The following is an 11,034-nucleotide window of genomic DNA, read 5'->3' as shown; positions in this document are numbered from 1 at the left end:
GGCGGGGACCGGATTTCTCCGGTCCTGCGCGCACCGGGCCTGACCTCTCTGGTCTCGCCCGGTGCGGCAAGGCCGACACGGGACAGGACCGCCGGTCAGCGCCGGTCCGCACGGCCTCCGCGCGGGACCCTCCGCCCTACTCCATCGCTTCCCTGAGCAGCTTCGAGAGCACCGCGTCGGAATCGAACCACTCTTTCGCGAACTTCTTCGCGGCCCGGGAATGCCTGTCCCAGTCGGCGCGCACGGCTTCGATACCAGCCAAAGCTTCGTCCTCCGTGGAGAAGGCCAGCACGCCCTCGCCCGTGGGCATGAAGTCGGAGAAGCCCGTGTCCTGCACCACGCAGGGCCGGCCGGCCGCCAGGTAGCAGGTGCTGCGGCAGGAGAACCACCCGGAGCGCGAGGCCACGTAGGCGTTCTTGGCCATGGAGAACTCCGCGAAACTGTCCTGGATGTAGTCGCGGTAGAGCCAGGGCGTGGTGGACTTGGCGAAGCCGTCTTCGAGTTTCCAGCCCTTCTCCTCCAGCATCTCGCGCGGGGGCCTGCCCTGGCCCAGGGCCAGCTCCAGGGTGGCGGAGGTCTTTTGGGGCAGGTCGATGAAACGCAGGAACTCCATGTTCTTGCCGCCGTACTGCACGCCGCCGATCACCGGGCCGGACTCCTTGGGCTGCCAGGAGAGCACCGTGGTGAAGGCTTCGGAGGCGGGCTTGCGGGGGGTGTCCCAGCACTCCAGGACCATGGGCTGCCGGGTGGGCCGCCAGTCGAAGACGCCCCGGGGGATCAGGCAGCCGGGCTTGCCGAAGTTCTCGGCGAAGCTGAAGAAGCGGTCGTGCAGCTTCATGTGCTCGATGTTCTTCACGTCCTTCTCGGAGGCCGTGCCCGCCAGATAATCGGGGATGCCCGCCTGGGTGTACATGGGGTCGGAGTCGATGAGCACCTTCACGGGGATGCCCTGGTACTCCTCGCGCAGCCAGAGGGTGGTGGAGATGTTGAACACCACGTCGGCGCGCTGCACCACGTCCGTGAGCTGTTCGCGCGAGAGGCCGTGGAAGTTGTCGGCCGGGTCGCGCACGCAGAAGCGCCTGGCCAGGTCCGGGTCCAGGGCCGCGAGGTAGTCCGTGAGGTACTTGATGTGGTAGGAATAGTCTTCCGTGAAGGTGACGTTGAAGGGGTCGTAGGCCCAGCCGCCGGTGTCCTCCAGGTAGTAGACGTCGTGCCCCAGCTTGTGGAAGCCGTGCAGGTACTGGATGTAGTCCCAGGCCACGCCACCCAGGGGGTAGGTGCAGGCCAGTCCGGAGACGATGATGGTGCGTTTGTTCATGGCCTCGGGCCTTTTGAAGGTTTGGGGGCCGGTTTCACGGGCCGGATGGTGAAGTCGGAATCAACTTCCACGGACACGTCGCCGCTCTTGCCCGCGTATTCGGCGATGGCCGCCGCGAAGTAGGGCATGGACTTCTCCATGCCGGAGGTGGGCCCGGTGGAGATCACGTGCATGCGCCAGACAACGTTCCTGGGGAGGTTGGCCTTGAAGCGGGCCATGTCCACGGCCTCCACGGAGAGTTCCCGGGTGTAGTCCAGGAAGGCCAGCAGGCGGGCATTGTGGCCCGCGAAGCCCTGGGGCATGGATTCGGCCGGGATGTGGCGGTTCTCGGTGACGTTCCAGGCCAGGTAGACCACCAGGTCGGCCTCCTCCAGGGAGGCCGCCCGGGTGTAGCCCTTGGGCTCCAGGGCCTTGGCGAGCATGTCCGCGCAGGCCAGGAAAGTCTTGTCGTCGGGCGCGATGTCCATGAACCCGGGGCGCACCACGAAGCGTTTGCCGTAGGGCACGTGCTCTGCGTAGGCGTCCAGGCGCATGGTGTAGAGACCCGAGGCGCCGAAGCAGCCCGTGCAGAGGGCGGCCAGCAGAAGGGCCGCAAACAGCGCCGGAAGTCTGGTGAAGCGGCTTGGCATGGACGCCTCCTTACGGTGCCTCGGCCACGATCTCCTGCCCCTGGGCGTCGCGGGGGCGGCGCTCCTTGAGGGGCGCGAACTGGAGGGCGTGGAGACGGGCGAACTCGCCTCCCTTGTCCAGAAGCTCCTGGAACGTGCCCATCTCGCTCACGGTCTTGTCCTTGATCACCAGGATCAGGTCGGCCCGGCGCATCATGGACATGCGGTGGGCGATCACGAAGGTGGTGCGGTTCTCCATGAGCCGGTCGAGGCCTTCCATGATCAGGGCCTCGGTGCCCGCGTCCAGGGCCGAGGTGGGCTCGTCCAGGATGAGCAGGGGCGCGTCCTTCAGGAGCGCCCGGGCGATGGAGAGGCGCTGGCGCTGTCCGCCCGAGAGGTTGGAGCCGCGCTCGTCGAGCACCGAGTCGTAGCCCTGGGGCATGGCCTCGATGAACTCGTGGGCGTTGGCCAGTGTGGCTGCGGCCACAACTTCCTCGCGGGTGGCGGTGCGTTTGCCGTAGGCGATGTTGTCGTGCACGCTCATGGGGAAGAGGTGCGTGTCCTGGAGCACGATGGCCACCTGCTGGCGCACGCTCTTCAGCGTGACGTTGCGCAGGTCCTGCCCGTCGATGGTGATGGAGCCCTTCTGGGGGTCGTAGAAGCGCAGGAGCAGGCTGATGAGCGAGGTCTTGCCCGCGCCGGTCTGGCCCACCACGGCCACGGTGGCCCCGCCCCGGGCCTTGAAGCTCACGCCGCCGAGCACCGGGCGCGCGGGGTCGTATCCGAAGGTGACGCCGGAGAACTCCACCGCGCCCTTGGTGATTTCCAGGGGCTTGGCGTCGGGGGCCTCGGGCACGGCCTTGTCCTCGGCGAGCACGTCGAGCACGCGCCGGGCCTGGGCCAGCGAGCCCCTGATGGCCCCCATGGTGTTGGCGATGTTGTTCAAGGGCGTGTAGAGCGAGGCCAGGTAGCCCAGGAAGATGAGCAGGTCGCCCGTGGAGAGGTCGCCATCGAGCACGTGGCGCGCGCCCACGTAGAGCACGTAGGCCGTTCCGGCGGCCGTGATGGCCCCCACCAGCCAGCCGTAGGCCGTCTGCACCGAATAGAGCGTGAGCTTGCGGTCGAAGCTGTGCTGGCTTTCGGTCACGAAGCGCCTGCGTTCCTCGTCCTCGCGGGCGAAGGCCTGCACCAGGGAGATGGAGTTGAAGATGTTCTCCACCGTGGAATAGACCTTGGACTCCTTCATGTGGGTCTCGTAGGTCAGGTTGCCGATCTTCTTGGTCACGCTGGCGATGGCCAGGATCAGGAGCGGCACCACGGCCATGGCGTAGAGCGTCAGCTCCCAGTCGATGCCCAGGAGCACGAAGAACATGCCCATGAGGAGCACGATGCTCGTGAGCGTGGTGAACACCCCGTTCATGAGCAGCGTCTGCACCGAGTAGGTGTCGCCCATGAGCCGGTAGAGCAGGTCTCCGGTGGGGCGGGTCTGGTGGAAGAGCAGGGACTGGCGCTGCAGGTGGTCGAAGAGTTCGCAGCGGAAGTCCTGCACCATGTCCTGGCCCATGCGGATGGTCAGGTAGTTGTTGGCCAGTTGGACGAAGCCCGAGAGGAAGTGCACGGCCACCAGGGAGAGGGCCACGATGGCAAGCTCCGTCCCGGTGGAGAACACGTTGGCGGGCAGGGTCCACCCCCAGAACTCCAGGGGCTGGCGGGCGATGATCTGGTCCACGCAGAGCTTGAGCGGCCAGGGCTTGAGCAGTTCCAGGGCGCTTTGCACCCCCACCAGGCCCAGACAGAAGGCAAAGAGGAGTGCATAGGGCCGCAGGTAGCCGAGGAGCTTGAGGAAAACTGCCATGGTATCCGGGTGGTTGGATGGTTGACCGCAAGCGGGCCGGGAGGGCAGGGCTGCCCCCCCGGCCCGGTCCGGGTCTTACGCGATGGCGTCTGTGATGTCGACTACTGAAGGGGCGCGTCCACGGCGGCGCGGGCGGCCTCGGCCTTTCCGGCCTCCAGGGGCTCGTCCTCTTCGGCCGGGGCTTCGGCCGGGGCGTTCACGGGCTTCACGGCGATGGCCTGATCTTCCCTGGCGGCCTTGGCGGCTTCCTTGGCGGCCTTCTTGGGGTCCTCGGGTTCGGTGAGGGAGCTGCCGTGCTTGCAGGTCATCAGGTGCTGGGCCAGCTTGGTGACCATGGCCGCCGAGGAGGACATGCCCTTGGCCGTCCAGAGCACGGCCGTCAGGGCCACGCCGCCGCAGGCGGCGGCCGGGATCAGCCCGCCCAGGGCCAGGCAGCCCAGGCCCGCGGCCAGGGAGAGGCCGGTGAGGGCCACGGCCAGGCCGGTGGGGGCCACGGAGCCCGCCAGGCGCACGAAGCGCTTGTCCCCGCCGTGGTGTTCCACGGTGACGCGCAGCATCAGGGCGCTCATGAGCCCGGGCTGGATGCGCAGGTCCCAGGGCGCCGCGTTGGAGGAGGGGGCGTAGCCGGTGCCTGCGGTGTGGCTCACGCCCAGGGTGCGCAGCACGCGCAGGATGTGGTCGAGCACGTCCTCGCGCTCCAGGGACGCGCCGTTCCAGAAGAAACGGTGGAACTTGAGGCCCCTGCGGAAGATGGAGCAGGTGTCCTTCACGCGGGTCCAGAGGGTGTACTTGGGCAGGTTGGCTTCCTCGGGCAGGCCCAGCACGGCCAGGCTGCCGCTCTTGAGGCCCCTGCGACCCTGGCGGCGCAGGTCCATGAGGGTCTGGTAGCGGGCCTTGCCGCGGATCCAGGGCTGGGCCAGGGTGAGCAGGAAGATGGTCAGCCGGGCCAGGAAGGTGTCGTGGGCCTTGGGGAGCTTGGCCTGGGCGGCGCGGTGCCCCACGAAGGCGAAGGTGACGCCCAGCATGGCCGCGCCCAGGGCGAAGAGGGGCGCGAAGGCGAAGCCGGAGGCCAGCACGGCCACGGCGGCCAGCATCCATTCGAAGCTCATGGGCAGGTAGGCGGTCAGGCTGCCCTTGGGCTCGTAGAGGGTCTGGAAGAGGCCGGAACCGAAGACGCCGTGGTAGATCACCGGGCGCGTGGAGAGCAGCGCCCCGGAGATGTCGCCGTAGATGCGCCCGGCCCAGCGGGAGTTGCCCAGCACGTTGAAGCGCTGCGGGTGCTTGGGCATGAGCAGGGCCTCGGCGCGGCCGTAGCCCTTCTGCTGCTTCAGGTACGCCTTCACGGTGTTGCGGCGGTGGTGCCAGACCATCATGCCCGCGTGGAAGCCGATGGTGTGGCCCATGTCCATGAGCCTCCAGCAGAGGTCCACGTCGTCGCCGGCGGCGCGGTAGGTCACGTCGAAGCCGCCGGTGGCAAGGAGGTGTTCGCGGCGGTAGGCCATGTTGCAGCCCGGGATGTGCTCGGCGATCTCGTCGGTGACGAGCACATGGGTGGGCGCGCCGGGGGAGACGGCCACGCAGGCGGCGGTGCGGTTGTCTTCGGGCGGGGGCAGGTTGGGTCCGCCCACGGCGGCGAAGCGCTGGTCGCGGAAGGCCCAGGCCATGTAGGTGAGCCAGTGGGGGTCCACGTAGCAGTCGGAGTCGGTGTAGGCGATGATCTCGCCCTGGGCGGCGTGCATGCCCACGTTGCGCGCGGCGGAGAGGCCCAGGTTGGGCTGGTGGATCACGTGGATGAAGGGGAACTTGGCCGCGTAGCGGTCGGAGATTTCCCCGGTCTTGTCGGTGGAGCCGTCGTCCACCACGATCACTTCGAAGTTGGGGTATTCCACGTGCTCGAAGCTGGCCAGGCAGCCTTCCATGGTGGAGTCGGCGTTGAAGGCGCAGACGATCACGGAGATCATGGGCGCGTGGGGCGGCAGGGGCGGCAGGGGATTGGCGTAGGCCTTGGCCACGGCGTGGAAGGCGGCCTTGGGCTGGCGCTCGGCGTCGACGATGCCGAACTTCCAGTCTTCGATGAGGTGGCCGCCGGTGTACCACTCGTCGGTCCAGGCGAAGACCATGGTGCCCGAGACGCCCTCCTCGAAGGCGGCGCGCACCTGCCACTCCAGGAACCTGGCCTGGGCGTCGTCGCCGTGGCGCAGGGAGTCCATGCCGAACTCGGAGAGCACGAGCGGGAGGTCGCCGGCCACGTTCTGGAGGCGCTTGACGTAGGCGCGGAAGCTCGTTTCCTCGTGCAGGTAGACGTTGACGCACAGGAAATCGAGGAAGGGGAGCTTCAGGTACTCGGTGGAGGGGTAGTTGGCGTAGGTCACCAAGCCCGTGGGGTCTTCCCGGCGGACGATGGAGGCCAGCTTGGCCAGGAACTTCTCCACCTTCTTGGCCCCGGACCAGCGCACGATGTGGCTGGGGATCTCGTTGCCGATCAGGTAGGCCAGCAGGGCCGGGTGCCCGGCGCAGGCGCGGGCGGCCTCGCGCATGGCGTCCTTGATGGCCTCCTTCACTTCCCACTGGTCGAGGAAGCACAGGTGCTGGGGCCAGGGGATGCCCACCATCACGTGGATGCCGTGGGTTGCGGCGGCGTCCAGGAACCACTTGGGCGGCACGTAGTAGACGCGGATGGTGTTCACGCCGATGGAGCGCATGAGGCGGAAGTCTTCGGCCACGCGCTCGGGTTCGGGCAGGGGTTCGCCGTTTTCGTTCTCGGGGAACGGGCCGTAGGTGACGCCCTTGATGAAGAACTTCCTGTCGCCCAGGAAGAGGAAGCGTCCGTGGACGCGGGGGCGCTCGAAGATGGCCGGGGAGGCGCTGCCGCCTTCTAACTGGAACATGATGCCCTCACCTTTTCCGGCGCTTGGCCGGTTGATCGCGCTTGGTGATCTCCCGGAGCGGGCCGCGTGCCCGGCCGGGGGAGGCGCCTGACGGCGCGGGCGGGAGAAAGCAAGGCCTGTGCCATGCCCCGACGCGGCCGGGAAGCCGCGCCGGGCATGCATGTGAAATGCGTGACGCGTCCCGGTTACGAAAACTGCGCACGCGGCGGTTACGATAATTTCCCTTGACGGACTTTGACGGAACCGCGCGGGTTCACGCCTCCTGCCTGCGATACGCCGCCATCCAGGCGGCGGTCTTTTCCAGCAGTTCCAGCACGGGCGGCGTCAGCGCCGCCAACCGGTCCGAGTCGGCGGCGCGGGCGGCGTGCTCCAGCTCGAAGCAGGCCTGGCGCAGGGGTTCGCAGTGCAGGGTGCCGCTCGCGCCCTTGAGCGAATGGGCCAGCATGACCATGGCCTGCACGTCCTGGCCCGCCAGGGCGGCCTGGAACTTCACGCGCCGCGCCGGGGCTTCCTCCACGAACATGTCGAAGACCTCGTTGATGAGGTCCTGGTCCCCTTCCATGCGCTCCACCAGCTTGGCCATGTCCACCAGGTTCGCGTCCATTCCCTCTTCCTCATGTTTGCTTGTCCGGCCCGCTGCGGTCGGCCCCTGGAAGGGCCTCGGCGGCGGGATGAACGGCGACTTCGCGGACGGTTGACGCGCCACGGCCGGCTGCCGGGAACGAACCTGGCAGTCCGTTGAAAAAGTCGATTCATGCAGCCTGTTCAAAAAACTCGCTGGCAAGGCGCAGGGAAAAAGCCAAGCCCGAAGCGTATTTCTCATACGTGAGGGTTTGGCTTTTTCCCTGGAACGCAGCCAGCGAGGATTTTCACAGGCTGCTAGGGCAGGGCCAGGGCGGGCGGCAGCACCAGCGACACCGTGGTGCCCGCACCTTCGCGGCTGGCCACTTCCACCCGGCCTCCCCAGTCCTCCACGGCCTTGCGGATGAGCGCCAGGCCCAGGCCGTAGCCCTTGCCCTTGCCCAGCCCCTTGCCCGTGAAGAACGGGCTGAACACCCTCTCCAGCGTCTCCTGCGACATGCCCCGGCCCGTGTCGCGCACGGAGAGCACCACGTTCCCGCCCGAGAGCCCGGCCGACACCTCCACGAGGCCCGGTCCGTCCATGGCCTCCAGGGCGTTGGTCACCAGGTGCATCACGGCGCGGCGGAGCGTCTCCTCGTGGGCCTTCACCCGGGGCAGGGCCTCACCCAGGCGCAGGGCGATCTCCACCCCGGCGGGCAGGAAGCCGGCGCGCAGCACCTCCACGGCCTCGCGGGCCACGTGCGCGGCGTCCACCTCCCCGGGCTGTTCCGAGCCGGGCCGGGAGAACCCTATCATCTCCTTGAGGATGCGGTCCAGCTTGGCCGTCTCCTCCAGGATGATGCGCACCTTCTCGCGCTCGCGCTCGCTCAGGTTGGGCGATTTGAGCAGGGAGTTGGTGAATCCGCCGATGGCGAAGAGCGGATTGCGGATCTCGTGGGCCATGTAGGCCGAGAGACGCTCCACCACGCCCACCTTCTCGGTCTGCTGGGCGCGCTTCTCGGACTCGGTGCGCGAGGTGATGTCGCGGCGCATGACCAGCACGTGGGAGATGCCACGGGAGGCGTCCAGGATGGGATAGGCGTACTCGCGGAAATAGAGGAGCCTGCCCTCCTTGCTCACCCTGGTCTCCAGGGATTCGGCCTTGCGGCCGGTGCGCAGGGCCTGGTGGAAGGGGCAGTCCCTGGTTTCGGGATGGCAGAAGGGCATGTCGTCGCGCACGGCCTGCACGTCCCAGCATGGCTTGCCCAGGAGTTCCTCCTTGGGAACGCCCCGGCGAAGGGCCACGTTGCGGTTCACGTCCACCACGCGGCCCTGGCGGTCCAGGAGCAGGATGTCCTCGGGCACCTCGTCCAGCACGGCCTGCACGAGCACCCGCTGGTTGTCCAGGTTGAGCTGGCAGCGCGCGCTGATGGCCGCGAACTTGTTGAGGGCGCACAGGAAGAAGGAGGCCGTGTGGTCGATGAAGCTCACGTGGCCCGGCAGCCCGGCAACGATGGACTTCACCTTGTGGCGCTTGCCCACCAGTTCGATGAGCAGGTTGATGTCCGGGTGCGCCTGGAGCATCTCCTGGTGGGTTTCGTAGACCGGCAGGCCCTCCACGCGGGGGTCGCGCAGCTTCTCGCGCTCCGGGCCGGGCTCGGCCAGGGCGGCCAGGGTCATGGGCGGCAGGAAATCGGCCACCGCCGGATTGAAAACGATGTCCAGGATGGAGAGAAAACCCGGCCCCGTGCCCATGATGCCCACGCAAAAGGCGCTGTCCTCCAGCTCCCACAGGCAGTATCCCTCTGGCAGGCGATCAGGCGCCATGCTCTCCTCCCCTTCCCTGGCCCAGGAGCGCGTAGAGCTCCTTGGCCGTGCGTCCCGGCAGCCTGGCGGCCGCGCGTCGGGCCACCTCGCGCGGCCTGCCCCCGGCGCGGGCCTCCTCCTCCAGCACGCGGCGCACCAGGTCGGGGTCCGCCGCCGCCTGCTCCAGGGCGGGGCCCAGCACCACGGTGATCTCGCCCAGGAGTTCTCGCTCCAGGACGGCCATCTCCGAGAGCCTGCCGCGCAGGAATTCCTCATGGGTTTTCGTGAGCTCCCTGGCCACCACGCAGTCGCGCTCGCCCAGCACCTCCAGGGCCAGGGCCAGGGTCTTGGCCAGGCGGTCCTTGCGCTCGAAGAACACCAGGGTGCACCCGGCGGGGGCGAAGCGGGCCAGAGCCTGGCGCACGTCGCCGGACTTGCGCGGCAGGAAGCCCAGGAAGACGAAGGGTTGGGGCGCAAGGCCCGAGACGCACAGCGCGGCCATGACGGCCGAGGGTCCGGGGGCCGGGCGCACGCGGAGCCCCGCCTCCAGGCAGGCGCGCACCAGGAGGTATCCGGGGTCGGAGAGCACGGGCGTGCCCGCGTCGGAGACGAGCGCGGCCTCGCCGCCCTGCTCCAGGTGGGCCAGCACCTGGGGGATGCGCCCCTCCTCGTTGTGGTCGAAGAGGGAGAGCATGCGCCGCCCCTCCGGGGGCTGGACGATGCCCTGATCGGCCAGGAGCCGGATCGCGCGGCGGGTGTCCTCGCAGAGCAGCAGCCCCGCACGCCCGAGAATGTCGCGCGCGCGCTGGGTCAGGTCCCCCGCGTTGCCCAGGGGCGTGGCCACCACCCACAGCGTTCCCGGCTCACCCTGCATGGAAGGGCTATCCCATGGCCCCGGGCCGAATGCAAGCGGGGCCGAAGGGCGAGCGGGCCATTGACAGGCCGGGACGCCGGGCATACGTCTCAATCATGGCTGATCCCGCTTACGACGTGGGCTCCAACGGCCCCATCTCCATGGCCAACTCCAACGGCCTCATCACCTTCGACCCGCAGCAGGTCGCCGTGGAGAAGTTCGCCCAGCGCCCCGCCGAGCCGCCGGTCTCCGTGAACGCATGGACCGGCGTCTACGACCACGCCGAAAAGGGCCGCATCATCGGCAACGTGGTCATCTAGGCCGCATCCGCCCCCGCATCCCCCCCGTTTTATCCAGGAGGTCGCGGTGTTCCACAGCATTCCCGAGGCCGTGACCGAGCGCATGGCCCTGCTCGCCGCCCTGCACGAGGCCGACAAGACCGACGGCACCCCCCGCTTCGACCGCCTGCGCCAGATCCCCCCCGAGACGGGCAAGTTCCTCTGCCTGCTGGCGGCCAACGCGCCCGAGGGCGAATGGCTGGAGGTGGGCACGTCGGGCGGCTACTCGGCCCTCTGGCTGGCCCAGGCCGCCGGGCTGCGCTCCACGCGGCTCACCACCTACGAGATAAGCCCCCGCAAGGCCGCCCTGGCCCGGGAGAGCTTCGCCGCCGCCGGGGCGGAAGACCGCGTGCGCCTCGTGGAGGCCGACGCCGTGCCCCTGCTGGCGGGCCACGGCCCCCTGGCCTTCTGCTTCCTGGACGCCGAGCGCGCCATCCTGCGCGCCTGCTACGACGTGATCGTGCCCAAGCTCGTGCCCGGCGGCCTGCTGGTGGTGGACAACGCCGTCAGCCACGCCCACGAGATGGCCGAGTTCCTGGAATACGTCCCCACGGACCCGCGCGTGGATTCGCTGGTGGCGCCCATCGGCTCCGGCGAACTGGTCTGCAGGAAGCTGTAAACTTCGCTCTCGTTATTTTCTTGTTTTAATTCCAGCCCCCTACCAGAGGCACAGTTGGTGCGAGCCATAGAACCTTGAGAATCATTCACTTCAGCATTGCTCCCTCTGTATTACATGAATAATTTCGGCATGCTACGACACAAACTCATGTCTCGTTCAACAAACTCGACTGTTTTCATAGTGGCAAC

At 68.2% G+C, this 11,034-nt stretch carries 9 protein-coding genes; 2 read left to right on the top strand and 7 right to left on the bottom strand.

Going from position 1 to position 11,034, the window contains the following annotated elements; translation table 11 throughout:
• Positions 1 to 136 precede the first annotated feature (136 nt).
• From ACV4UX_RS01315 to rsmI, 7 genes are all read right to left on the bottom strand, one after another.
• Positions 137 to 1,318 (bottom strand): glycosyltransferase, encoded by a 1,182-nt coding sequence (locus ACV4UX_RS01315; protein WP_491591534.1) that lies wholly within the window; start codon positions 1,316 to 1,318, stop codon positions 137 to 139.
• Positions 1,315 to 1,947, bottom strand: a complete 633-nt coding sequence (locus ACV4UX_RS01310; protein WP_491591533.1) for a hypothetical protein — start codon at positions 1,945 to 1,947, stop codon at positions 1,315 to 1,317. The genes ACV4UX_RS01315 and ACV4UX_RS01310 overlap by 4 nt, the downstream gene beginning before the upstream one ends.
• Positions 1,948 to 1,957: 10 nt before the next feature.
• On the bottom strand, positions 1,958 to 3,781 hold the full coding sequence (locus ACV4UX_RS01305) for an ABC transporter ATP-binding protein (protein ID WP_491591532.1): 1,824 nt from the start codon (positions 3,779 to 3,781) through the stop codon (positions 1,958 to 1,960).
• 101 nt (positions 3,782 to 3,882) lie between these two features.
• The gene (locus tag ACV4UX_RS01300; RefSeq protein ID WP_491591531.1) at positions 3,883 to 6,669 is read right to left on the bottom strand and encodes a glycosyltransferase; all 2,787 of its coding nucleotides are present in this window, start codon (positions 6,667 to 6,669) and stop codon (positions 3,883 to 3,885) included.
• A gap of 253 nt (positions 6,670 to 6,922) precedes the next feature.
• Positions 6,923 to 7,273 carry an Hpt domain-containing protein gene (locus ACV4UX_RS01295; protein ID WP_491591530.1) on the bottom strand — a complete coding sequence of 117 codons (351 nt, stop codon included), beginning with the start codon at positions 7,271 to 7,273 and terminating at the stop codon, positions 6,923 to 6,925.
• A 275-nt stretch (positions 7,274 to 7,548) separates the two neighbouring features.
• Positions 7,549 to 9,057, bottom strand: coding sequence for a two-component system sensor histidine kinase NtrB (locus ACV4UX_RS01290; RefSeq protein WP_491591529.1), 1,509 nt, complete (start codon positions 9,055 to 9,057; stop codon positions 7,549 to 7,551).
• Complete coding sequence (gene rsmI, locus ACV4UX_RS01285; protein ID WP_491591528.1) at positions 9,047 to 9,910, bottom strand: 16S rRNA (cytidine(1402)-2'-O)-methyltransferase; 864 nt, start codon at positions 9,908 to 9,910, stop codon at positions 9,047 to 9,049. The genes ACV4UX_RS01290 and rsmI overlap by 11 nt, the downstream gene beginning before the upstream one ends.
• A 95-nt stretch (positions 9,911 to 10,005) precedes the next feature.
• On the opposite strand from rsmI, the gene ACV4UX_RS01280 reads away from it, so the two are divergent.
• On the top strand, positions 10,006 to 10,209 hold the full coding sequence (locus tag ACV4UX_RS01280; protein ID WP_173085430.1) for a hypothetical protein: 204 nt from the start codon (positions 10,006 to 10,008) through the stop codon (positions 10,207 to 10,209).
• Between the two features lie 46 nt (positions 10,210 to 10,255).
• Complete coding sequence (locus ACV4UX_RS01275; RefSeq protein ID WP_491591527.1) at positions 10,256 to 10,846, top strand: O-methyltransferase; 591 nt, start codon at positions 10,256 to 10,258, stop codon at positions 10,844 to 10,846.
• Positions 10,847 to 11,034 lie beyond the last annotated feature (188 nt).

The organism is Fundidesulfovibrio sp. (assembly GCF_058402725.1).
This window is presented reverse-complemented; position numbering and strand designations above follow the sequence as displayed.